Annotated in this window: 22 protein-coding genes and 1 riboswitch; of the genes, 3 read left to right on the top strand and 19 right to left on the bottom strand. The window is 41.1% G+C overall.

Annotation, left to right across the window (positions count from 1 at the left end; genetic code table 11):
• The first annotated feature begins 223 nt into the window (after window positions 1–223).
• Window positions 224–2,122: a M1 family metallopeptidase gene (locus tag ACO6S2_RS06745; RefSeq protein WP_422361752.1), complete on the top strand. Its 1,899-nt coding sequence runs from the start codon at window positions 224–226 to the stop codon at window positions 2,120–2,122.
• A 55-nt stretch (window positions 2,123–2,177) separates the two neighbouring features.
• Here ACO6S2_RS06745 and ACO6S2_RS06740 read toward each other — a convergent pair whose 3' ends face one another.
• On the bottom strand, window positions 2,178–4,667 hold the full coding sequence (locus tag ACO6S2_RS06740; protein WP_422361751.1) for a M1 family aminopeptidase: 2,490 nt from the start codon (window positions 4,665–4,667) through the stop codon (window positions 2,178–2,180).
• A gap of 105 nt (window positions 4,668–4,772) precedes the next feature.
• On the opposite strand from ACO6S2_RS06740, the gene ACO6S2_RS06735 reads away from it, so the two are divergent.
• Window positions 4,773–7,718, top strand: a complete 2,946-nt coding sequence (locus tag ACO6S2_RS06735; protein ID WP_422361750.1) for a DUF2723 domain-containing protein — start codon at window positions 4,773–4,775, stop codon at window positions 7,716–7,718.
• Between the two features lie 72 nt (window positions 7,719–7,790).
• Here ACO6S2_RS06735 and ACO6S2_RS06730 read toward each other — a convergent pair whose 3' ends face one another.
• The 18 genes from ACO6S2_RS06730 to sufB all read right to left on the bottom strand — a co-directional run bounded on the left by ACO6S2_RS06730 (window position 7,791) and on the right by sufB (window position 23,940).
• Window positions 7,791–8,174, bottom strand: a complete 384-nt coding sequence (locus ACO6S2_RS06730) for a T9SS type A sorting domain-containing protein (protein ID WP_422361749.1) — start codon at window positions 8,172–8,174, stop codon at window positions 7,791–7,793.
• A gap of 179 nt (window positions 8,175–8,353) precedes the next feature.
• A complete protein-coding gene (locus ACO6S2_RS06725; protein WP_422361748.1) occupies window positions 8,354–9,877 on the bottom strand; it encodes an NAD(P)H-hydrate dehydratase in 1,524 nt (507 codons plus the stop codon).
• 52 nt (window positions 9,878–9,929) lie between these two features.
• Complete coding sequence (locus tag ACO6S2_RS06720; RefSeq protein ID WP_422361747.1) at window positions 9,930–11,147, bottom strand: NADH-quinone oxidoreductase subunit D; 1,218 nt, start codon at window positions 11,145–11,147, stop codon at window positions 9,930–9,932.
• The gene (locus tag ACO6S2_RS06715; RefSeq protein WP_422361746.1) at window positions 11,144–11,650 is read right to left on the bottom strand and encodes an NADH-quinone oxidoreductase subunit C; all 507 of its coding nucleotides are present in this window, start codon (window positions 11,648–11,650) and stop codon (window positions 11,144–11,146) included. Before ACO6S2_RS06715 ends, ACO6S2_RS06720 begins: the two co-directional genes overlap by 4 nt.
• Window positions 11,651–11,652: 2 nt before the next feature.
• A complete protein-coding gene (locus ACO6S2_RS06710) occupies window positions 11,653–12,174 on the bottom strand; it encodes an NADH-quinone oxidoreductase subunit B (RefSeq protein WP_084373594.1) in 522 nt (173 codons plus the stop codon).
• 37 nt (window positions 12,175–12,211) lie between these two features.
• Window positions 12,212–12,679 (bottom strand): NADH-quinone oxidoreductase subunit A, encoded by a 468-nt coding sequence (locus ACO6S2_RS06705; RefSeq protein ID WP_422361745.1) that lies wholly within the window; start codon window positions 12,677–12,679, stop codon window positions 12,212–12,214.
• Between the two features lie 297 nt (window positions 12,680–12,976).
• Window positions 12,977–15,199, bottom strand: a complete 2,223-nt coding sequence (locus tag ACO6S2_RS06700; protein ID WP_422361744.1) for an NADP-dependent isocitrate dehydrogenase — start codon at window positions 15,197–15,199, stop codon at window positions 12,977–12,979.
• A gap of 246 nt (window positions 15,200–15,445) precedes the next feature.
• Entirely contained in the window at window positions 15,446–15,937 is a 492-nt protein-coding gene (locus ACO6S2_RS06695; RefSeq protein ID WP_422361743.1) for a hypothetical protein, read from the bottom strand.
• Window positions 15,937–16,227 carry a hypothetical protein gene (locus ACO6S2_RS06690; RefSeq protein ID WP_422361742.1) on the bottom strand — a complete coding sequence of 97 codons (291 nt, stop codon included), beginning with the start codon at window positions 16,225–16,227 and terminating at the stop codon, window positions 15,937–15,939. The genes ACO6S2_RS06695 and ACO6S2_RS06690 overlap by 1 nt, the downstream gene beginning before the upstream one ends.
• A gap of 3 nt (window positions 16,228–16,230) precedes the next feature.
• Window positions 16,231–17,049, bottom strand: coding sequence for a 3-methyl-2-oxobutanoate hydroxymethyltransferase (panB, locus tag ACO6S2_RS06685; protein ID WP_422361741.1), 819 nt, complete (start codon window positions 17,047–17,049; stop codon window positions 16,231–16,233).
• 165 nt (window positions 17,050–17,214) lie between these two features.
• On the bottom strand, window positions 17,215–17,772 hold the full coding sequence (locus ACO6S2_RS06680) for a thioredoxin family protein (protein WP_422361740.1): 558 nt from the start codon (window positions 17,770–17,772) through the stop codon (window positions 17,215–17,217).
• 85 nt (window positions 17,773–17,857) lie between these two features.
• Window positions 17,858–18,274: a BrxA/BrxB family bacilliredoxin gene (locus ACO6S2_RS06675; protein WP_420581884.1), complete on the bottom strand. Its 417-nt coding sequence runs from the start codon at window positions 18,272–18,274 to the stop codon at window positions 17,858–17,860.
• Window positions 18,275–18,375: 101 nt separating this feature from the next.
• Window positions 18,376–18,690, bottom strand: a complete 315-nt coding sequence (locus tag ACO6S2_RS06670) for an iron-sulfur cluster assembly protein (RefSeq protein WP_422361739.1) — start codon at window positions 18,688–18,690, stop codon at window positions 18,376–18,378.
• Window position 18,691: 1 nt separating this feature from the next.
• Window positions 18,692–19,120 carry a SufE family protein gene (locus ACO6S2_RS06665; RefSeq protein ID WP_422361738.1) on the bottom strand — a complete coding sequence of 143 codons (429 nt, stop codon included), beginning with the start codon at window positions 19,118–19,120 and terminating at the stop codon, window positions 18,692–18,694.
• Window positions 19,121–19,146: 26 nt separating this feature from the next.
• Complete coding sequence (locus tag ACO6S2_RS06660; protein WP_422361737.1) at window positions 19,147–20,376, bottom strand: SufS family cysteine desulfurase; 1,230 nt, start codon at window positions 20,374–20,376, stop codon at window positions 19,147–19,149.
• Window positions 20,377–20,381: 5 nt separating this feature from the next.
• Window positions 20,382–21,683 (bottom strand): Fe-S cluster assembly protein SufD, encoded by a 1,302-nt coding sequence (gene sufD, locus ACO6S2_RS06655; RefSeq protein ID WP_422361736.1) that lies wholly within the window; start codon window positions 21,681–21,683, stop codon window positions 20,382–20,384.
• A gap of 11 nt (window positions 21,684–21,694) precedes the next feature.
• The gene (gene sufC, locus ACO6S2_RS06650) at window positions 21,695–22,450 is read right to left on the bottom strand and encodes a Fe-S cluster assembly ATPase SufC (RefSeq protein ID WP_422361735.1); all 756 of its coding nucleotides are present in this window, start codon (window positions 22,448–22,450) and stop codon (window positions 21,695–21,697) included.
• A gap of 44 nt (window positions 22,451–22,494) precedes the next feature.
• Window positions 22,495–23,940 (bottom strand): Fe-S cluster assembly protein SufB, encoded by a 1,446-nt coding sequence (gene sufB / locus ACO6S2_RS06645; RefSeq protein ID WP_422361734.1) that lies wholly within the window; start codon window positions 23,938–23,940, stop codon window positions 22,495–22,497.
• A 158-nt stretch (window positions 23,941–24,098) separates the two neighbouring features.
• Here sufB and ACO6S2_RS06640 point away from each other — a divergent pair, with 158 nt between their 5' ends.
• A complete protein-coding gene (locus tag ACO6S2_RS06640) occupies window positions 24,099–24,908 on the top strand; it encodes a VOC family protein (RefSeq protein WP_422361733.1) in 810 nt (269 codons plus the stop codon).
• Between the two features lie 87 nt (window positions 24,909–24,995).
• Window positions 24,996–25,106, top strand: a riboswitch (SAM riboswitch).
• Window positions 25,107–25,156: the final 50 nt, after the last annotated feature.

The following is a 25,156-nucleotide window of genomic DNA, read 5'->3' as shown; positions in this document are numbered from 1 at the left end:
AAATTGAAGAGTTTTTCTCTCCCGTTTTTCTTAAGGAAGTGCAAAATTATATGCTTTTGATTCTTATTCAAATTTTTGCAAACTTATTTTCAGCATTATTTCTTTTTTTTGACCGACACCCTTTTAAGGCCGTTTAAACCTCATTTTTAGTCAAAAATCAAACATTAATTTTATTACTTCACGGGATCATTAGATTTGTGAATATTATAAACAATAGATACCTATGAAGAAAAAGATAATGAATCCACTCTTACTCGCATGGAGTTGCTGTGCAGTTTTGTTCAGCTGTGGAACCAATCAGGAATCCTCAAACGAAACCAACACTGAAATGAAAGCCTCGGACGTACATACATTTGCTCAACCTGAAGAAACGGTTGTTACACATTTGAACTGGGACGCCGATGTGAATTTTGATTTGAAGAAAATTCAGGCTACAGCTACATTAACTATACAAAGCTCTCCTGAAGCAACGCAGCTAATATTGGACACGAAAGACTTGACCATTAATTCGGTTATGAATGGCAATAATGAAGCACTCAATTTTGTGTTGGACGAAAATCAACCCCACTTAGGTGCTCCATTAACAATTGATATTACTTCAAATACCAAAAATGTAGTAATCGCTTATGAAACTTCTGAAAAGGCAGAGGCACTTCAATGGCTAGAGCCAAGTCAGACCACTGACAAGGCCAACCCTTTCTTGTTTACCCAATCGCAAGCCATTTTGGCCAGATCATGGATTCCGATTCAAGATTCGCCGGGTATTCGATTCACATATAATGCACAGGTAAGAGTTCCTGCTGAACTCATGGCATTGATGAGTGCATCCAATCCTGTTGAGAAAAATGAGAACGGTGTGTACAACTTTGAAATGAAGCAGGCTATTCCTGCCTACCTGATGGCATTATCGGTTGGAAACATTGAGTTTAGTTCGCTTGGAGCTAGAAGTGGTGTATATGCTGAACCTTCGGTTTTAGAAAAAGCAGCAGCTGAATTTGAAGACCTGGAAAAAATGATCACGGCGGCAGAAGAACTCTATGGGCCTTATCGATGGGACAGATATGATATTATCGTATTGCCATCAAGCTTTCCTTTCGGAGGCATGGAGAATCCAAGGTTGACATTTGCTACACCTACTATTTTAGCTGGCGACAAATCATTGACTTCTTTAGTGGCGCATGAATTAGCACACTCATGGTCCGGCAATTTGGTAACTAACGCCAACTGGAACGACTTCTGGTTGAATGAAGGGTTTACAGTTTACTTTGAGTATAGAATAATGGAAGCAGTGTATGGCCGAGATTATTCAGAAATGCTGGCTTTACTTTCTCTTCAGGATTTGAAAGCTGAAATAGAAGAAATGAAAACAGCAGGAAACTTCAAAGACACAAGCCTGAAATTGGATTTGACAGGAAGGAACCCTGATGACGGTCTTACAGCTATCGCATACGATAAAGGCTATTTCTTTTTGAGACTATTAGAAGAAACTGTAGGTAGAGAAAAATGGGATGCTTTCCTGAAGGATTACTTCACTAATAATTCATTCAAAACCATGACCACTAGAGAATTCACCGAAATTCTTCAAACACAATTGTTTGATACCTATGAGCTGGACATCAAACCAGCGTTTTATGAAGCCTGGATCTATACCCCTGGGTTGCCTGACAATTGTCCCGTACCTGTTTCTGACAAATTTGAAAATGTGGACCAAGCGCTAGCAACATGGGCTGCCAATCAAAGCAAAGAGGAATTACAAACTTCCCACAATAGTGACAACTGGAGTACGCATGAATGGTTGAGATTTGTTCGAGGGTTGCCTGACTCGTTGTCTACAGAACAAATGGCCAATTTGGATGAAGCCTTTGGATTTACCAATACGGGCAATAGCGAAATATTCGACGTTTGGGGTCTTCACGTTATCGCAAATAAATACGAACCCGCGTACCCTCAGCTGGAATCGTTTCTAATAAACACTGGTAGAAGGAAATTCTTGATGCCTTTATATAAGGAGTTTGTAAAAACACCTGCAGGAACAGAAATGGCGAAGGAGATTTATGCGAAAGCTAGACCTAATTATCATTTCGTAGCGAGCAGCTCGATTGATGTCTTGCTGGGGATGTAAATCGCGCAACACGGTTAAATAAAAAAGGGATTGAAAATTTTCAATCCCTTTTTTATTATATCTCCTCATACAATTCAATCAGTCTTTCGTCATCTTCATTTTCCCGAACATCTTTGATTATAGCATTAACTCCTTCTATGTCTGACATCAGCACTAGGGCTTGAAATGCTGAGAATCTGGCCATGTAGTTGGAGTTATTTCTAGCTACTTCTTCGAACTGAGGAATGGCGTCTTTTCGGTATTGATCTGGGGCCTCTAAGAGTTTTTCAGCATAGGCCTGTATAAAAAAGAAAAGTGTATTACCATCCAATCCTTTCATACGATTTTGAAACCAGTCGTAGGAATCTTTGTGCTCTTGATAGAGGTAATATTCAGCAAGCATGATCACAATATTTAGGTTGGTTACCGCTTGTTGGTTAGCCAAAAACTGAGCAGGTAGCTTTTCTTCATTTTTTGTAAACTGCGCAATGGTGGATGCCGCCACCAAATAAGAGGAATCATTTAAGGCTTTATTGAATTCAGCTCGGTATTTTTCAAATCCACTTTCTCCTATGTAAGCCAGCGCATAAGCTCTAACCTGTGAACTCGGATCGTTTAACATTTTCACTACCTCCTCCTCATATTTTTTCAGTTTCACTTCTTCGTCTATCAAGTATTCCAGGGCGTATTCACGAACCATATAGTACGGATCTTCAAAAGCCCTTTTTAAAATTTCATCCACGAGTTTTTTGTCTTCGAATGAATACAAACTATCCAGCGTCTCGATTCTACTGTATAAGCTTCCATCTTTCACAAACTGGGTGAAATATTCCTCTTCAGTTTTAGGATGGTTGATAATACCAAGCAGTTGACGTTCACTATCAAAAATGACAACATCAGGCTTTCCATTCATAGGAAACTGATAAGTCTCGTAAGCTTCATTGATAACTATAGGAAAGCTTGCCAATTCATCTCCTTTCCAGATATCGACAAACACGGGTAGTTGAAAAACAGGCATTTCGTCTAGACTTTGGGTTTGTTCTACAGTCAAGGTCAATGTATCATTGACAAAAGTATGTCTAACCTCTAGCTCTGGATGCCCGGCAAAGAAAAACCATTGATCAAAGAACCAATTCAAATCCTCTCCAGTCACTTCTTCAAAAGCTAATCGTAATTGAGCCGCTTCCACGGATTGAAATGCGTTCGCTTCTAAGTATTTTTTTAATCCCAAAAAGAAGGCCTCATCTCCTAAATAACTTCTGAGCATATGTAGCACAGCAGCCCCTTTATTATAGGTATGAGAATCAAACAAGTCCTCTTGGTCCTCATAATAATAGCGAATTAAATTTTTGGGCTCTTCCGCTGCTTCTATAAAATATGCCTCCTGCTCTACTAGAAAAGTATAGTCGGCCTCATCCTGACCGTACTTGTACTGGTTCCATAAGTATTCAGAGTAACTTGCAAAGGCTTCGTTCAACGTTAGGTTCGACCAAGACTCACAGGTCACTAGGTCACCGAACCATTGGTGCATCAATTCATGAGCGATGATACCGTCCCAGTTCTCATCGATTAGATATCTCCGATCAACGTTCAAATCTTCATAAAACAAAGAAGCGGTAGTATTTTCCATAGCTCCAGAGACATAGTCACGAACCACAATCTGATCATATTTTTTCCAAGGATATGGGTAATCCAATAGGTCAGAAAAGAAGGTCATCATTTCAGGGGTATTACCAAATATGTCTTTGGCATATTGACCATATTCCTCCTCCAGCCAATAGGCTAATGGAACGCCGTTCCATTCGTCTCTAATCACACTAAACTCACCGACCGTCATCATAAACAAGTAGGGAGAGTGAGGTTGGTCCATTTCCCATACATCAGTTCTTTTTCCTCCTTCCTCTTTGATTTGTTCTGTCAATAAACCATTGGATAAAGTTTTGAACTTATCCTGAACAGTAATTCTCATTTTCTGTGTACAGCGCTCATTTGGGATATCGATGGTAGGAAACCACCCTGAGCTGGCTTCTGTTTCTCCCTGGGTCCAAATTTGCTGAGGTTTGTCTGGATCCGATCCATCAGCATTAATAAAATATAGTCCTCGATTTTCTTCAATGGCTTCACTTCCTCCACCTTCACGCTCGTAGGGTTTTGCGGTATATTCGATAACGACCTGAATAGAATCTAATCGTGTAAAGGTTTTATTCAATGGAACTAAAATCTCCCAACCATCATAATCAAAATCCTTTAATGTTCCATCTACGGATAAGGATTTAATGTCCATGCCCTTGGCATCGAGGACTAACGATTCTTGTTCATAAAACAAGGGGGTTAAATCTAAAGTCGCTTTACCGTTCAGATATCTCCTTTCCCAATCGAACGACACAGACAATTCTGTATGAAGCAAGTCCCATGTTCTGGAAGGCGAAGCTCTGTAGGTCAGCAGTTCTGATTCCATTATATCTCCAGAAATAGCATCTATTTCATTATTAGACTGAGCTAACATCCGGCTTTCACTAAAAATTAAAACTCCAAGAATCAGAAAAAGACATTTTGTATACTTCATACGACTAGAATTAAGTGTTCTGTTTTAAGCGCTCCAAGTTAACCTTTATTAACGTTTTGGTTTGACCAAATATGACTATTTTCGCCAGTTAAATTTCCATTTTTTATGAGCGATTACAATAAATTAAACAATATAACCGGTTGGATTATTTTCATTCTAGCCACTACAGTGTATGCCCTGACTGTAGAACCTACAGCTAGTTTTTGGGACTGTGGAGAATTCATAGCTGTATCTTACAAGCTTGAAGTTCCTCACCCTCCAGGTGCTCCATTCTTTTTGTTGCTTGGAAGACTATTCTCCTTCCTTGCTATGGGCGACACCACTCAGGTTGCTTATTGGATCAATATGCTCAGTGTATTAAGTAGTGGATTTACCGTTTTATTCTTGTTCTGGTCGATCACTCATTTGGCTAAGAAGTTAGTTGCGCCAGACACGAACTACACCAACTTTGTTATTATTGGTAGTGGTTTAATAGGTGCCCTGTCCTATACTTTTTCAGATTCATTCTGGTTTTCAGCAGTAGAAGCTGAGGTTTATGGCATGTCGTCATTCTTTACTGCCTTCGTGGTATGGGCCATGCTAAAATGGGAAAATATCAAAGATCCTTCCGATGAAAATAGATGGATGATACTGATTGCCTATATGGTAGGTCTTTCCATTGGTGTTCACTTATTGAATTTGGTTACTGTTCCTGCATTAGGCTTAGTTTACTACTTCAAGAAAAGAGAAAAGCTCAGCACAAGAGGAATTATAACCACTTTAATTGCAAGTGGTGCTATCGTGCTTATCATCATGGAAGGAGTAATTCCAGGACTGCCAAGTTTTGCAGGAAAAATGGAAATCTTCTTTGTGAACAATCTAGGATTACCTTTTGGCTCTGGGATTATTTTCTTTGCTGCTTTGTTTATCGGTGGCTTAGTCTATGGTATATACTACTCGATCAAATCTAGCAATGCAACACTGAATACCGTTTTGGTAAGTTTTGCCTTTATTGTCATTGGATACTCGTCCTACTCTATTGTATTGATAAGATCGAACTACAATCCACCCATTGACGAAAACAATCCAGAAGATGTATTGAGCTATGTTTCTTATTTGAAACGAGAACAATACGGAAGCAGACCATTGCTACATGGTCAGCTTTTTACCGCTGATATCGTAGACCAGAAAAAAGGTGCTCCAGTATATACGAAAGGTGAAGAAAAATACGAAATCACAGATTACAAATTAGAATATATATACGACCCAGAGCACACAACTATATTACCAAGAGCCTATAGTAATCAGCCGGGTCATGTGCAGCGTTATCGAGAGATTTTAGGATTAAAGAATGGAGAAAAGCCAAGTTTCGCAGACAATCTAGCATATATGTTCAAACACCAGCTCGGCACAATGTACTTCCGATACTTCATGTGGAATTTTGCCGGAAGAGCCTCTGACATTCAGGGAGCAGACTGGGTTGGAATTAACGACGCTTTTGAAAAAGTACCTACTATGCTCGAAGAGAACAAAGGAAGAAATATCTTCTTCATGATTCCACTGATCTTGGGAATCATTGGACTTACCTTTCAATACTACAAAGACCCAAGAAATTTTGCCTTCGTTGGCTTGTTATTCTTCTTGACGGGAGCAGCTATCGTGCTTTACTTAAACTCTCCTCCTACCGAACCAAGAGAAAGAGATTATATCTATGCAGGTTCCTACTATGCTTATGCCTTCTGGATCGGGTTAGGTTTTATTGCTATTTTCAATGGCCTAATGGCCGTAATCAAGAAAGGCATCCCTGCAGCAGCCATTGCATTGGTTATTTGTTTGTCAGCACCGATCATTATGGCCTCTGAAGGTTGGGACGATCACGATCGCTCGAACAGATACTTCTCCGTAGATTCAGCTAAAAACTTTCTAGCTTCTTGCGAAGAAAATGCCATCATCTTTACCGGTGGGGACAACGACACTTTCCCACTATGGTATGTACAAGAAGTAGAGGGATTTAGAACAGACGTCCGAGTTATTGTCTTAAGTTACTTCAACACCGATTGGTACATCGCTCAGATGATGCGTGATGCTTATGAATCGAAGCCTCTACCATTTGGGCTTACCCTTGACAACTACAAACAAGGTGGATTGAATGACTACCTTCCATTGGTAGAAAGACAAAACATCAAAGGCGGCACCATGAATGCTGCACAATTTATCAATTTGATTAAAGCAGAACATCCGGCTCTTGCTGTCCCTACTTCTATCAGTAGTTACAATTCAGTTCCTGCCAAGAACTTCTACCTACCAGTCGATTCAGCCAAAGTGATGGAGATGGAAATTATCCCAGAGCAATTTGCTTCCAGACTTTCAGATCGAATGACCTGGAGTATGAAAGGCAGAGGGTTGGAAAAGAAAGACCTGGCTATCCTTGATTTGATTGTAAACAACAATTGGGAGAGACCTATTTATTTCAACAACACTTCCGCTTCAAGTGTTAACTTCAATTTGAAAGATTACATGGTGCAGGAAGGAAATGCTTTTAGGTTATTACCAATTAGAAATCAAACCTCTGGTGAAATGTTCGTGAATACGGATATCATGTTTGACAATATGATCAATAATTTCCACTGGAGAGAACTGGACAATCCTACAGTTTATTATTCTGAGGATTATCGAAATTTTGTTTTGAATCATAGAGCAAGTTTCAATACACTGATTCAGAACTTATTAGCCGAAGGAAAAACCGAAAAGGCAAGAGAGGCGCTGTTGAAATGTCTTGAATTTATGCCTGACGATGCCATTAGATACGATCACTTCAGCGTGCAACAAGTCGGGTATCTTATACTTGTTGGAGAGGAAGAAAAAGCTACAGAGATGGCCGAGTTGATTTCTCAAAGATCTGATGAGATGCTTACCTACCTATATACTACTGGCAATTTGGACAGATTCGAATTACAGAAGAATCTGATTTCGCTGAGTGAATTGGCCAGAACATTTAGAGGCACTGAAAATCTAGAGCTGGCAAACAAGTACGAAGAATTGTTCAGAAAGCACTACGAATTAGTTCAGTAGAAAAAACATATGAAAAAAGAAAAGGCCTCGAAATTCGAGGCCTTTTCTTTTTTACGCTCCTTGCTTCTATTATTACTTTTTCAAAAATTTATAGGCTTCTTTAAACTGTGAGAAATCGTCTTTAACCACAACAAAATAATAGCCAGGGTTAAAGTTTTTTATGTTGATACGATATTTATCACTGCCAACATTCTCCGCATCCACTTTTACAGTATTTCCTATAATACTATGTAATTCAAATGAGGTTTCTCTCAATGTTGAATTTCTAATATTTACAACAATATAATCAATGGATGGATTTGGGTAAACTTCAATTTGATTGGAAAAGTCTAAAGATTCATTTTCGAATATGATAGACTCTGCAGTAAAAGTCGTCGCGCTAGTACTATCTTGAGCCCATGCTGAGGTTGCTGCAAGCAGCAAGACCACTGATCCGATGACTTTTAAAAATTGCATATAGTTTTGTTCCCAATTTCACTGCTCTACAAAATACGCGCATTGCGGATTTATAGTTTCTATGAATATAATAATTATTTTGTTAAGTCTTGCGTCTGAATCCGACTTTTCGATAAGTGGTAGTCTAATTCTCGACGAATTTGTCAAATGACGACGCTGATATTTTCATTTTTGTCCGACTAACCTTGACTAACTTTTCGAACGGCTTTAGGTAGGAATTCTACTAGGTCGGAAGCTATCAAGGACTCTTCTGCATTTTGCCTTGCAAATAAGTCTCCTGCTAAACCGTGCAAGTAAGCCCCCAACAATGCACTTTCGAATCCAGTATACCCCTGGCCCAAAAGTGCAGCTATAATCCCTGTGAGCACATCACCGCTTCCACCGGTCGCCATACCAGGATTTCCTGTGGAGTTGAAGATTACAGTTCCTTCAGAATTGCAAATACTGGAATTGGCTCCCTTAAGCAAAAGGATCAACTCGTGCTCTGCGCAAAACCTCACTTGTTTATCCAGTCTTTCATAATCATCGCTCCAGTCTCCAACCATTCTTTTGAATTCGCCGGGATGTGGTGTTAGCACTGACCCTTTAGGAATTTTCTCTATCCATTTCTTATTCTCAGACAAAATATTCAAGGCATCTGCATCAATGACCATGGGCCGGTCAAACTGATCAAGTATTTGGCTTAAGGCACTCGCTGTTACCTTATCTGTTCCAATGCCGGGCCCTACTCCTATCACATCAAAATCTGATAGAGTTCGCATATTAGATATCAACTTATCATTCTCATCGACTATAACCATGGCCTCTGGCACACTACTTTGCAACACATTGATACCACAGCCTGGTACGTGGGTGGTAAGTAATCCAGCTCCCGAACGAAGACAAGCTCGACTCGCCAATACAGCGGCGCCCATTTTACCGAGACTCCCTGCCACTAATAAGTTTTTTCCTGCTGTACCTTTATGTGAAAATTTGCCTCTAGAGCGAATAAATGATTTTATAAATCCCTCGGTAGAATAGTAGAAGCTTGATGACAACGACTGAATATATTCCTCAATCAGTCCGATACTCCTAATTACAAGCTGTCCGCTTTGAGCTTCATTATCAGGAAGTAATAGTGACAACTTAGGCACTTGAAAACTGACTGTATGTGTGGCTTTCATTATCGCCCCTTCACCAAACCTCTCATTACAGCCAAGTCCAGAAGCAATATCTACTGCCACACGATAAGCGCAAGGCTGTTCGTTGAGGTGATGGATAAGGTCAGCAATCACTCCTGTAATAGGTCTACTGAGGCCAGAGCCAAACATGGCGTCTATGATAATAGTACCTTTACTCAGATCGGGAAAATTACTTGAATCTATAACTGTTTGTGGGATGTCATAGTTTTGAATAAAATCGTAATTGATTTTAAAATCTCTAGAACCAGTATCTGGATTACCTACACAAAATAGCGATACCATGTACCCAGCTTCATTCAGTAGTCTGCAAATCACCAACCCATCTCCCCCATTGTTTCCTGTTCCACAAAAAATAACAACTGGAGAATCAACGCTGAATTCAGCAACATACCATTTGACAAATTCTTCTGAAGCACGCTCCATTAAGTCTATGGAGTGAATAGGTTCGTTTTTGATGGTAAACTGATCAGCTTGGCGGATTTGCTCCGCATCCAATACTTTGAGGCATAAATTGAGATCCATTTCCAAAAATCATTAACAATTAAATTTAATGATTTTTGAATAGGATTTAAGGTTATCTATCCACTTCTCCCATCACAAAGTCTAACGAACCAACAATAGCGATCAAATCAGCTACCATATAGCCTTTAGAAATGGCGGGAAGGATCGAAAGATTGGAAAAACTACAACCTCTAGCTTTACACCGGACCGCAATATCGGACCGTCCGTCCGTACGAAAAAAGAATCCCAATTCCCCCTTAGGGTTTTCTGCCCTTACATATAAATCCTGAGCTTTAGGACGGATCTTCTTGGGCACTACTTCTCGTGGGTCAAAATCTCTTGTGCGCTTATGGTCGCCAGTAAGTTGAGCTAAGCACTGTTCTGCAATCTTTACTGACTGTTTCACTTCTTCCACTCTCACCCAGGTTCTGTCCCAACAATCACCTGTTTGGCCCATTTGTCCCTCGCCAATCGGCACATCAAAGTCCAATTCGGGATATACCGAGTATCCATCCACCTTTCGGTAATCTAGGCGCAAGCCAGATCCACGAAGGATAGGTCCTGTAGCGCCATAGTTAATGGCAAGGTTCCTTGGAATAATTCCGATGTTGGCCGTTCGCTCGATGAAGATTTTGTTGTTCATCAGCACCTCGTCCAGCTCAACCAACTTAGGCTTTAGGTAGTTAATAAACTCTAAACACTTCTGTTCAAAGCCCACTGGCAAGTCATAAAACAAACCACCGATCCAGATGTAATTGTACAGCATACGTGCCCCGCTTACCCATTCGAGCAATCTGAGAATATGCTCTCTATCTCGCATCACCCAAAGAAATGGAGTAAATGCACCTATATCCAAACCATACGTACCAATCGCCACAAAGTGAGAAGCGATCCTGTTGAGCTCAGCCACAAGTACACGGATGTATTCTACGCGTTTAGGAATTTTGTCTTCAATATCAAGCATTCGCTCCACGCCCATAGCGTAGGCGTGCTCAGAATTCATGGCACCGACATAGTCCATACGGTCTACAAATGGAATGACTCCATTCATGGCTACTTGTTCGGCGTGCTTTTCGAAGCATCTATGCAAGTACCCCAGGTGAGGGACTACATCTACTACAATCTCCCCATCAGTCACCACTTCCAACCTCAGAACTCCATGTGTAGATGGATGCTGAGGACCAATGTTGATGACCATTTCCTCTCGAGTAAGCTTTGATTCGTCGTACACATTAGGCGCAGACTCATTGAGATTTTCAGGTCTGTATTTGTATTCTATGACTTGACTCATGATGTTGGATCACCCTCCTCTCTGATGGTTTTCATTCCACGATAAGTGGCTGGTTCTTCGTAATCTTTTCGCATGGGATGACCTTCCCAATCGGCTGGCATCAGAATTCTTCGTAAATCTGGGTGATTGTTGAATATGATTCCAAATAAATCAAAAGCCTCGCGCTCATGCCAGTTGGCTGTTTTCCACAAATGGCTGACAGTTTCAATTTCTGGATTTTCTCTTGAAATCACAGTCTTCACCATCAGCGAATGCTCCAAAGGAATGGAGTACAAATTGTAAATCACCTCCATAGTGTTAGTCTCAGGCCCATTATCAACAGCAGTCAGGCAAGAAAGCAAATCGCAGAATGAAGATTCATCATCCTTCAATAAAGCCATTACTTTTTCCACTTTCATGGAATCCACTACTAAGGTCTGCGGTGTGGCGTTTTCATCAATAGACAAAACTACTCCTTCGCCTAGCTTGGTATCTATTAAGATTTTAAATTCTTCTGCAGTCATGACTAGGCTTGTTTGTCCAAAATTTCTTTGAAGCCCTCAGGAGCCACCAAAGTTTCGTTTTCGATTTTTTCTCTCAGTTTGATGATGCCACCGATCAACGCCTCTGGTCTTGGCGGGCAGCCTGGCACATACACATCCACCGGAATAATCTTATCCACCCCTTTCACCACATGATAGCCGTGCTCCCAATATGGGCCTCCACAATTGGCGCAACTGCCCATAGAAATCACATAGCGCGGTTCAGCCATTTGTTCGTACAGTCTCCTGACTCGATCAGCCATTTTGTAAGTAACCGTCCCAGCGACGATCATTACATCTGACATTCTAGGGCTCGCTCTAGGCACTACCCCAAATCGGTCTAAATCGTAGCCAGATGCCATCGACCCCATCATCTCTATAGCACAACATGCCAGTCCAAACCCCATGGGCCAGATACTTGACATGCGCGCCCAGTTGGTCAGGTCTTCGAGGTTACTCAGGATGACGCCGCCATTGTTGAATTGTTGATCGAGTAGGCCTTTCATTTTGTTAGAATCAAGATTATAGACTCAAGAGTCAAGATTAACTGTATTTGGTGTTTAAGTTTTCATAAAGATCTTCCGGAACCTTGCTTTCTGAATCTAGAACGGTCACGTTTGGTTTTTCCCATTCGAGATAGCCTTTGCCCCAGACATAGACTAATCCTAATGCAAGGATCAAAATGAACAGTCCCATTTCAACCATGGCCAGCAAGCCCCAGTTACCAGCAGTTTCTGCGTTCAGTTGCTCGTTTCCGAAAACAATAGCCCAAGGAAACAAGAACAATAGTTCTGTTTCGAAAAGCACGAAAACCAAAGCCACTACATAAAATCGTATGTTGAACTTGCCCCAGGCAGTACCTGTTGGGTCTTCTCCACATTCGTAGGTGGTCAGCTTTTCGTTATTCGGTCTACTAGGACGAAGTAATCGACTGATTACCAACGGTCCGATGATGGCTACCAATCCGCCCACGGCGAACAGTAATAAGATTTGATAATTGGTTAGTTCCATGTTTTTCATCAATGCTGACTACATAAATTGTGTCATTTCAAGGAATCGAGAAATCTTATCTTCAATTCATCTTACTAAATACAATCAGATTTCTCCCTCTCGGTCGAAATGACAAAATATTTAAGTGGCCATACAATTACTAAGTTACCACAAACAAAAAAACCTCGCCATAAGACGAGGTTTATAATTTATATATCTAACGCCTTACAATATCACCTATACCGATTCCAACAACAAAAAGAATTTGTTGTATTCATATCAAGGCTTGGGATGTTGTAAGTTCTGTTCATTCTTTAGTTACGCAATAGACGCCAAAAGGCCATTCAATGTTGCGCTTGGTCGCATGGCTTCCGAAGCAAGTTTTTCATTGGGCTGATAGTAACCACCAATATTGACTTCAGAACCTTGAGCAGCGATCAACTCTTCGTTGATTTTAGCTTCGTTGTCAGCCAATGCCTTTGACACTTCCGTGAATTTAGCTTTCAAATCAGCGTCCTTCTCTTGGTTGGCCAAAGCCTCTGCCCAATAAGTCATCAAATAGAAGTGTGACCCTCTATTGTCGATTTCGTTTACCTTTCTTGAAGGTGACTTCCCTTCGTCCAAGAATTTACCTGTAGCTTCATCCAATGCGTCTGCCAATACTTGCGCTTTAGCGTTATCAGATGATTGGCTCAAGTGCTCTAAAGAAACAGCCAATGCCAAGAACTCACCCAATGAATCCCATCGCAAGTGACCTTCTTCGTTGAACTGCTGAACGTGCTTTGGAGCAGATCCCCCAGCACCCGTTTCGAACAATCCTCCGCCGTTCATCAACGGCACGATAGAAAGCATTTTTGCACTGGTACCTAGCTCCAAAATCGGGAACAAGTCAGTCAAATAATCTCTCAATACATTTCCTGTAACAGAGATGGTATCTTTTCCTTCTTTGATTCTCTCTAATGAGAACTTAGTAGCCTCCACCGGCGATTTGATCAATAGTTCCAATCCAGCAGTGTCATGGTCTTTCAAGTAAGTATTTACTTTAGAGATCAACTGTGCATCATGCGCTCTGTTTTCGTCCAACCAGAATACGGCAGGGCTGCCTGTAGCTCTCGCTCTTGATACGGCCAACTTCACCCAATCCTGGATTGGTGCATCCTTCACCTGACACATTCTAAATAAGTCACCTTCGCCAACTGACTGCTCGATCAGTACATTACCAGCCGCATCAATTACTTTAACCGTACCAGCTGCAGACATTTGGAAAGTCTTGTCGTGCGAACCGTACTCCTCGGCCTTCTGAGCCATCAAACCTACGTTTGGTACGCTACCCATCGTAGTAGGATCAAAGGCACCGTTCTTCTTACAGAAGTCGATCGTTTCCTGGTATACTCCTGCATAAGATCTGTCTGGAATCACCGCCTTAGTGTCTTGCTGCTTACCTTCTGCGTTCCACATCTGACCAGACGTTCTGATCATGGCAGGCATAGACGCATCGATAATCACGTCACTCGGTACGTGTAGATTAGTAATTCCTTTGTCAGAATTTACCATAGCCAAATCAGGTCTGTTCTTATACACCGCCTCAATGGCCGCTTTAACTTCAGCTTCCTGAGCATGGCCAGCTATTTTGGCATAAACATCACCAATACCATTAGTGGCAGTCACTCCAAGCTCAGCGAATAAGCCTGCATATTTTTCGAATACGTCTGCGTAGAATACTTCAACTGCCGCTCCGAAGATGATAGGATCAGAAACTTTCATCATCGTAGCCTTCATGTGTAAAGAGAACAATACACCGTTCGCTTTCGCATCTTCAATTTCTTTAGCAATGAAAGACTTCAAGGCTGCCATGTTCATCACAGAAGCATCAATGATCTCTCCTGATAACAAAGACACTTTTTCTTTCAATACTTTGGTAGAACCATCTGCTCCTACAAATTCTATTTTCACATCTGTGGCATCAGCAATTGTTACTGATTTTTCACTTCCGTAGAAATCATCTGCTGGCATGCTAGCTACATGAGACTTTGAGTCAGCCGACCAAGCACCCATTGAATGTGGGTTTTTCTTGGCAAAGTTTTTAACCGCCTTTGGTGCTCTTCTGTCAGAGTTACCTTCTCTCAAGACTGGGTTCACTGCGCTACCCAATACTTTCGCATAAGCCGCTTTGATTTTCTTTTCTTCGTCGTTGGACGGGCTAGCAGGGTAATCAGGTAATTTATACCCCTGCGCCTGCAATTCTTTGATAGCAGCTTGCAACTGTGGAATCGAAGCACTGATATTAGGCAATTTGATGATATTGGCCTCTGGTGTTTTTGCCAATTTGCCCAGCTCAGCCAAGGCATCTCCGATCTTCTGATCGTCAGTCAAATACTCAGAAAGGTTCGCAATGATTCTTCCTGCCAAAGAGATATCTCTAGTTTCAACCTCTACCCCTGCGGCCTTGGTGAATGCCTGCACGATAGGCAAAAATGAATAGGTGGCGAGCGCCGGCGCTTCGTCCGTTTTTGTGTAAATGATTTTAGCGTTTTGTGCCATGTTTCTTTTCCTTCAATTAATTAAATACCCAACAAATTTGTTTTTGGTTCAGTCCGAGGACTGGCAGGGTCAGGAGTCGTAGATTGCCCGTATCGGCGACTCTGTTGCTATCAGCTGGCGAATTTAATAAATGTTTGTAGAAAGGGGTATGGATTGGGTGGTTAAAAGCTGGATGGAGTGGTTTTTTATGTGAATGACTGAGTTCCTAGCTCGTTGGTCACAAGACCAACAAAAGCAAAGAGTTAATTACCACCATTTTATGCGCTCAATAATATATTCGAAATATTTAAACCTTGAAATTCCTAAAAATGGAACATTTATTTCTATTTGATTTTTCAATTCAAAATAATTTGAATAATACAAGTCACTTATTTCAAGAACGCATTTCCCATTCTTGTAAATCAAAATTGATTCATTGAATCCAATTCGAGCTGGTTGTAATTGGGTTTTAAACCCATCAAGACTTTCCATTGCATATTGTTTTGTTAATCCAAGAACAGGATAGCCAATATTCATTGATTTTTCCGAAACTGAAATAACTTTAATCTTCGGTATCTCAATTCTTATGAGCATTGCAAGAGCAACAAACAACATCGGAAGGACAATAAAGTTAAAGAGGACATCAGCTTCAGACTTAAATAAAGCAACATAGAGTACTGCAATAAGTCCTAGAAATACAGTCAAATACATTGCTGTGCACATTCCCATATTAAACCTCGATTTTGTTAGCTTATCCATTACGCGAATACCCAATAAACCAAGAGCCCGACGATAACAATGGAAATTATCATCGCTTTAATTTTCCTTCGTATTTCCTTCTTCCTTGCAGCTTTTAGTCGACGGTGTAATTTCTCTAAATACTCTGGACTGGCTTCTTTGAAAACCAGCGGCTTTCTGGAAATGATGTAATTGGTGATATAGGATTTATCGAAGCTTTGATAACTTGACCCTTCCCCTCCTTTCAATAAAGCACGGTTGTTTTTCCTTAAATCATTCGCCCATCTTGAAAAACCTGCTCCTCCAGTCATACATCAATAGCTCTCCTTCTCACTCGGGAAGTCTTTGGCTTTTACGTCTTTGATGTAGCCTTGTACGGCGTCGGTCATGACCTGGCTCATATCGGTATATTGTCGGAGAAATCTAGGCTGAAATTCTTGTGTGATGCCCAACATGTCGTGTGTAACCAAGACCTGGCCATCTACGTGAGGGCCGGCGCCTATGCCTATGATCGGGATGTTGACCGTCTCTGCGACACGTTTGGCCAATTTGCTTGGGATCTTTTCTAAAACAATCGCATAGCAACCTGTTTCTTCTAATAGTTTTGCATCTGAGATCAACTTCTCAGCCTCGGCCTCTTCCTTGGCTCTTACCGTGTAGGTGCCAAACTTATAAATCGATTGAGGGGTCAACCCTAAGTGTCCCATCACAGGTACACCCGCACTTAAAATTCTTGCTACGCTTTCCTGGATCTCTGCGCCTCCCTCTAGCTTCACTGAGTGTGCACCCGATTCTTTCATGATTCGGATGGCCGACTTCAAAGCTTGAGTGGAATTACCCTGATAGCTACCAAACGGCAAATCCACTACAACAAATGCTCGGTTGATCGCTCTAACCACACCTTGTGCATGGTAAATCATTTGGTCAAGTGTGATGGGCAAGGTAGTTTCATTTCCCGCCATCACATTGGAGGCTGAATCGCCAACAAGCAACACATCAATTCCTGCCTGATCCAGTATTCTAGCCATTGAAAAATCATAGGCCGTAAGCATGGAGATTTTCTCTCCGCGATTTTTCATTTCCTGGAGTTGGTGGGTGGTGACTCGCTTGATATTGGATTGATGAACGCTCATTAGTGGATGTTTTAGTAGTTAGTAATGAGTAATGAGTAGTTAGACATAAGACGAACCATAGCATCGACTCTGCTTGCAAGATAAGCGAAGATGCAAGATTTTAGAACCAAGAAACAAAAATTTAGAGTCAAGACACAAGAGTCATGATCCAAGACCATAAATTTTCTATTGTTTCCACTTGATGTTACAGCCCAGGCTAGGGTGCTGCTCGGTATCTACTGGCAACCCTGCTACGAGGTTTCGCAAAGCCAGTTTCAAATCATCAGCTGTAACAGGCACATTATTACCCGGAGTAGCCCCATCGAGTCTTCCGCGATAGACACATTCATCCTTTTCGTTGAACACAAAGAAATCTGGTGTACATGCCGCTTGATAGGATCGAGCCACTTCTTGAGATTCGTCGTAGAGGTATGGAAAGTTGAAGCCATACTTCTCCGCATGTTTCTTCATCAACTCAGGGGAATCATCCGGATAATTCTCTACGTCATTGGAACTAATCGCTACGAAGCCGATACCCTTGTCTTGGTATTCTTTTGCCACTTCTACCACCTTCTCTTGCACATGAATCACATAAGGGCAATGATTACATATAAACATGACAACCGTGCCTTTGTCAGATTTAACATCAGAAAAGCTAAAAGTATTTCCAGAGACTGTATCAGGTAGATTGAATGCCGGGGCTTGAGTACCCAGCGGCATCATGGTTGATTCGGTTTTGGCCATGGCAAATTGGATTAAAAGACAAAAGAGTCAAGAATCAAGACGGTTAATATCTTGGTTCTTGACTCTAAGTTCTTGATTCTATTTTTTAACAAAATTCATCGAAAACCTGTACTAAGTGATCTGCTATCATCTCTGCACTTCTACCTTCGATGTGGTGTCTTTCTACAAAGTGTGCCAACTCACCATCTTTGAATAAAGCAATAGATGGAGAAGACGGAGGGTACGGCAAGGTGAATTCTCTAGCCTTTTGTACTGCTTCAGCGTCTACTCCAGCGAATACTGTTGCTAGATTCGTTGGCTTTTTTGCACTATTTTCCACTGCCATTTTCACTCCTGGTCTTGCAGCTCCAGCTGCACACCCACATACCGAGTTGACCACCAAAAGTGTAGTGCCTTTATGGTCGGTCAAATGCTGCTCCACTGAGTCAGCGGTTTTAAATTCTTCAAAGCCTACAGACGTCAAGTCTGCTCTCATAGGGGCTACTAATTCTTCTGGATACATATCTTGTTTGTATTATATATTCTTTATTTCGTTTACTGCATTTATCGAGAAAAGATTTCTCCACTTCGGCGGGCCGCTACCGTCGAAATGACAAAAAAGGATTACATGAATCCGAGTTCGAGCTTTGCCGCTTCTGACATCATATCTGTCTCATAGGGTGGATCGAAAGTCACTTCTACATCCACTTTACCCACACCTTCGATTTCTTCTATCCGTTGCTTGATTTCCTCAGGCAGTGCTTCTGCCGATGGACAAGCAGGCGAAGTCAATGTCATCAAGACATAGACGTTGTTTACCGGAAAAATGTTGATCTCATAGATCAATCCCAGTTCATACACATCAACAGGAATCTCAGGATCATAGACCATTTTGATCGCTGCGAGTACTTTTTCTTTTAAGTCTTTCTCTTCTGCCATCTTAGTTAATTTTAGCTTTCATCGCCAAGGCGTAAATCTGCATTTGCTTGATCATAGCGGCGAAACCGTTAGATCGTTGCGTACCAATGAATCTGTTCATTCCAATTTTTTTATGAAAGTACAGATCTGCATTCAAAATATCATCTGGTGTCTGGTTAGATAAAATTCTCACCAACAAGCTCACCAAACCTTTGGTAATGGCCGTATTACTATCTGCTTCGAAGACTACTTTATCGTCTTTCATTTTGGCATGAAGCCAAACTTTGGACTGGCAGCCTTTTACGATATTCTCATCTGTTTGGTATTCAGCTGGAAGTTCTGAAAGTTTTGTTCCCAGTTCCATCACGTAGCCAATGGTCATCTCCATATCACCATCTAGCATACCAAAATCTTCGATTATTTCTTCCTGAATGGAATTGATTGTAGCCATTACTTGGTGCCCAGGGGGCATTTATCTTATTTAAACATTTTGATTACCGCTTTGAGCGAATCCACAAAATATTTGATTTCTTCTTTTGTATTATAAACAGAGAAAGAAGCCCTTACCGTTCCTTCGATGTTAAAAAACTCCATTAAAGGCTGCGCACAGTGGTGGCCTGTTCTTACAGCAATACCTTTGGCATCTAGCAATTGACCCAAGTCAAACGGATGCACGCCATCGATCAAGAAAGAAATAACACTGGCCTTTTTATCCGCCGTTCCGACTGGTGTAAAACCATCCACATCTTTCAATAAGTCATTGGCATACGTCATCAACTCGTCTTCGTAACTAGCAATATTCTCTTGTCCAAGCTCTTCTACAAAATCAATCGCCGTTTTGAATGCGATAACCTCACCAATATTTGGTGTGCCTGCTTCGAACTTGTAGGGAATATCATTAAACGTAGTGCCAGAGAAACTCACGTCTTTGATCATTTCACCACCGCCTTGATAAGGAGGCATGGCTTCGAGCAAATCTCTTTTGCCGTACAAAGCACCTACACCCGTTGGACCATATACTTTGTGCGCGGAGAATGCCAGGAAGTCACAATCTAAAGCCTTCACATCGAGCTTTACATGAGGAGCTGCCTGCGCTGCATCAATCAAAACTTTTGCACCTACTTTATGTGCTTCGTCAATGATTTCCTTAACTGGATTGATAGTACCTAAGGCATTGGAGATGTAGTTGACCGAAACCAATTTGGTTTTGTCAGACAACAATTTGACATACTCGCCAAAGATCAGTTCTCCCTTATCATTAATCGGAATGACCTTCAAGGTCGCTCCTTTTTCTTCACAAAGGATTTGCCAAGGCACGATGTTGGAATGATGCTCTAGTGCCGACACGATGATCTCGTCGCCAGTGTTGATGAACTTTCTACCAAACGTAGCAGCCACCAGGTTGATGCCCTCCGTAGTGCCTTTAGTGAAAATTACCTCCTCCACTTCGTTGGCATTCAAAAATTTGGCAACGGTTTTACGCGTATCTTCAAAAGCCGAAGTGGCTCTCTCCGCCAAGGTATGAATACCTCTGTGGATATTGGAGTTATCCGTATTGTAATAATGCGTCAGCGCATCGATAACACTCTGTGGCTTTTGCGACGTAGCAGCATTGTCAAAATAAACCAAAGGTTTACCATTAACTTCCTGATGAAGAATGGGAAATTGTTTTCTTATTGCTTCAATATCTAGCGCAGCGTCCACCATATTACTTATACGTTCAGTCTATCGATTACTTTGTCGGTGATTTCCATTTTCAACCAGCCGAGATTTACCTTCTCAATCACCTCGGCCACATTGGCCAATAAGATCATTGATCTTGCCTTTTCTTTTTCGATGCCTCGGGTTCTCAAATAGAAAATTGCCTCTTCGTCCAATTGGCCTGTTGTACATCCGTGTGAACACTTCACATCGTCTGCCCAGATCTCCAATTGAGGCTTGGTATTTACTACGGCATCGTCGGACAAAAGGATGTTGCCATTCGACTGAAATGCATTTGTTTTTTGTGCTTCTTGTTGCACAAATATTTTTCCGTTGAAAACGCCACGTGACTGATCGTCCATCACGCCCTTGTACAGCTCATTGCTATTACAATTTGGCTTGCGGTGATCTACCGTGGTATGATTATCTACATGCGTATTGCCTTTGGTCAAGTACAAGCCGAACATGTTGCTTTCGCACCCTTCGCCATCCACTTCGATGTGCAGGTTATTTCTTACTACTTCGCCGTCGAGTGTAAAGACATAGGAAGAGAATACACTATCTCTCTCTTGGTACACCCTGGTGTTGCCGATGTACACTGCTTTTGGTGACTCTTCTTGAATCTTATAAAGACTCACACGAGCGTTTTGCTTGACAATGTAGTTTTTAGACTCGTTGATGAAAGTGCTCTCGTTGCCGAACGACAAATGAAAATGCACAAAATCAGCCTGGCTATTTTCATTGGCCAAGTAAATGTTTTTAACGAATCCGTGATTGGCATTGCCATCATTCACAGAAATATAATAACAAATCACAGGGGCGGCTACCACTTTGCCTTTGGCAACCTGAGCCACTACACCATCATTGGCATATACATTATTCTGTGCTGCAAATGGATCTGAATCGTCCTTGAACAGTTGATTAACGTCATTAGCTGCAGCGTAGTCTTTGAGTGACTCAATTTTCAATTGTTCTTCTGGAGAAACAACTATCGAATTTGCAGTATCATACTTTCCATTTACGAAAAATAGCACATTGGCTCCTTCATGCTTAGCCTTGATATCGTTGATCAAATCCTGTGGCAGCTCATCGATATCCGTATATTTCGACAAGTCGAATTTCTTACTGATGGCCTTGGTTAGCTTTGTGAATTTGTACTCCTCCGCACGTGGTCCGGGAAAGCCATTGTCTTTCAGGAAATTGAGCGCTTTCTTACGATTCTCCCCCAATTGAGGGATCGCACTACCGTTCATGTTGGCAACAAATTGTGCCGCCTGATCTACCAGCTCCTGACCAAATATATTTTTATCCAAATCGCTCATACTTAAGCTTCTTCTAATTCTTTGATGATCCAGTCGTATCCTCTTTTCTCTAATTCAAGAGCCAAATCTTTGGTTCCCGACTTCACGATTCTACCTTGATACAATACATGTACAAAATCCGGCACGATATAGTCCAATAATCTCTGGTAGTGTGTCACGACGATGGTGGCATTATCTTCAGATTTCAAGGCATTTACGCCATTCGCTACGATTCTCAAAGCATCGATGTCCAAACCAGAGTCTGTCTCATCGAGAAGCGCCAATTTTGGCTCTAGCATAGCCATTTGGAAGATTTCATTTCTCTTCTTCTCTCCTCCAGAAAATCCTTCGTTCAACGAACGACTCAACAATGACTGGTCAATTTCTACCAAAGCCATTTTTTCTTTCATTTTCTTCAAGAAGGCCACAGCATCCAAAGGCTCCTGCCCTTTATGCTCTCTAATCTGGTTGAGCGCCGTTTTCATGAAATTGGTGGTAGTAACACCAGGAATTTCTACCGGATACTGGAAAGCCAGAAAGATACCTTCTCTTGCTCTTTCTTCAGCCGCAAGATCTAGCAAATCCTGACCCATATACTCAACTTCACCGCCAGTCACTTCGTAATCCTCACGTCCTGCCAACACAGAAGCCAAAGTACTTTTGCCAGAACCATTTGGTCCCATGATAGCATGGACTTCCCCTGGTTTTACTTCTAGGTTAATTCCCTTGAGAATTTCCTTCTCTTCTACTCGTGCCTGTAAATTTTTTATCTTAAGCATTGCTGCAAATTTTATTTCTTATTGAATGTATTAGTAAATGGAGATTATCCTACGGATCCCTCAAGAGTAAGTGCCAAAAGCTTCTGAGCTTCTACCGCAAACTCCATCGGTAATTGATTGAGGACTTCTTTGGCGTAACCGTTGACGATCAATGCCACAGCATTTTCCTCATCGATTCCTCGTTGAGTACAATAAAAGATTTGATCCTCTCCGATTTTTGAAGTTGTGGCTTCATGCTCTACATGAGCCGAAGAGTTTTCTATATCGATGTATGGAAATGTATGCGCTCCGCAAAGGTTTCCTACTAACAAAGAATCACATTGTGAGTGATTTCTTGCGTTTTCAGCTCTTTTCGAAACCTGCACCTGACCTCTATAGCTGTTTTGCGAATGGCCAGCTGAGATACCTTTGGATACGATTCTAGACTTGGTGTTTTTCCCCAAGTGAATCATTTTTGTACCCGTATCTGCTTGTTGGTAATTATTAGTTACAGCCACAGAGTAAAATTCTCCAACAGAATAGTCTCCTTTCAATATACAAGAAGGATACTTCCATGTCACAGCTGAACCAGTCTCTACTTGTGTCCAAGATATTTTAGAATGATCACCAGCACAGATTCCTCGTTTAGTCACGAAGTTGTAAATACCACCTTTGCCATCTTTATCGCCGGGATACCAGTTTTGAACTGTAGAATATTTTACCTCTGCGTTTTTGTGTGCTACGATCTCAACCACAGCCGCGTGCAATTGATTTTCATCACGCATTGGAGCTGTACAGCCTTCGAGATAACTCACATAAGAACCTTCGTCAGCCACGATCAAAGTTCTTTCAAACTGACCGGTATTTGCTGCATTGATTCGGAAATATGTTGACAATTCCATTGGACATCTTACACCCTTTGGAATATAGCAAAATGATCCATCAGAAAATACTGCTGAGTTCAATGCTGAAAAGTAATTGTCAGACTTAGGCACTACTGACCCGATGTATTTCTTAATCAATTCAGGATGCTCTTTTACTGCTTCGCTAAACGAACAGAAAATAATACCGAGTTTACCCAAAGTATCTTTGAAAGTAGTTGCTACCGATACAGAATCAATAACTGCATCTACTGCAACTCCCGTTAATCTCTTTTGCTCAGTCAATGAAATCCCAAGCTTTTCGAAAGTCTCTAGCAATTCTGGATCTACATCATCAAGACTCTCAGGTGTCTTTTTCTGCTTAGGAGCAGAGTAGTACTTGATATCCTGATAGTCTACTTTTGGATATTTGACGTTGGCCCAGTTGGGCTCTTTCATCGCTTGCCATTTGGCAAACGCATCCAATCTCCACTCCAGCAACCACTCTGGTTCGTTTTTCTTTTTTGAAATGAATCGAACGATGTCCTCGTTCAGTCCCTTGGGTGCTTCATCGGCTTCCAAGTCAACTGACCATCCATGTTCGTATTCTTTTGAGGTGAATTCCTCTAATATTTGATCATCTTTACTCATTCGAGAATAGAATAATTTAGACTCATTTTAAATAGGCTCAAAATTACTACGATTAATCGAGGATGTCGATTCATGTTTATAATTTTTTTTGAAACAGAGATAGACGCTGCCTATATCATTAGATTTATCTTACTTTGACAAAGACTAGCAGCATAAATATGACCCTAGATTTACAGAAAAACATCTTTCTCCTACTGACATTCATACTCAGTACTTTCAACCAGCAACTATCTGCGCAAACCAATAGTAGTGATTTTCAGTTGAGCGGCACAACGATCATCGCACGAGACGTTAAGTTATCAGCCACCTGGTATCGAAAGTATCTGGATATAGCTATCAAAGAATATAAACCACAGCAGCATGTAAAGATGCAAACAGGTGATTTCAACCTTTTGATCAAGCAAGGGAAAAGCATCATGCTCAAAAGTCAGATTAAATTTCCGAAGGGGAAAAAATACGTGAATGGTATAACCAAAATTGGTTTTTCGACAAACAAATTTGAAGAAGTCAAGGAAAAATTGCAGGCCTCCAATCAGAAGTTAATCGAAGATGTGACTGAAGACAAAAACCTTGATATGAGATTTTTCCTCACGACTGACCCAGACGGGAATCAAGTACAAATTTTTGATAAACCAAACCCTGTGGATAGCGTAATTACTAAGGCGATGTTTTTCTCCATCACTTCTTCAGATTACATCAATACTATGAAATGGTATGAAGAAAATATTGATTTTACCGAAATACAAACAGTAGACGAATCAAAAATTCATTACCAAAATTTACTACATAAAGGAGATGTAATTTTCGAGATTATTCACCTGCCTTATGAATCATTAGAAACTACGGAATTTATGCCATTGGGCAGAGAATTGGCCAGTTTTGATGAGTTGAAATTCAAAAGTGGAGCAGGGAAATCAAGCACTTTTGAGATGGACAACAATGCCAACAAAGTGAGGTGGATGCGCTAGCTTCCGAAAAAATAATTTTCAATTTTTCTTGCACAAGAAAAAATCTAGCCCATATCTTTGTGGCACGTTCTAAATAATTTATTGGATGACTTATCAAGAAAGGTGGAGGGATTTGGCCCTGTGAAACCTTAGCAACCCTAGTTGGAAACAACAGAAGGTGCTAACTCCAATCCTGATGAAAATCGGGAGAGATAAGCGGAATGGATAGACTCAATTTCAAAAAATATACGATGTCCTTTCTAGCTTGT

The organism is Reichenbachiella sp. (genome assembly GCF_965233835.1).
In the GTDB taxonomy this organism is placed as follows: domain Bacteria; phylum Bacteroidota; class Bacteroidia; order Cytophagales; family Cyclobacteriaceae; genus Reichenbachiella.
Note: the sequence above shows the minus strand (reverse complement) of the source record. Positions and strands in the feature narration are given on the sequence as shown.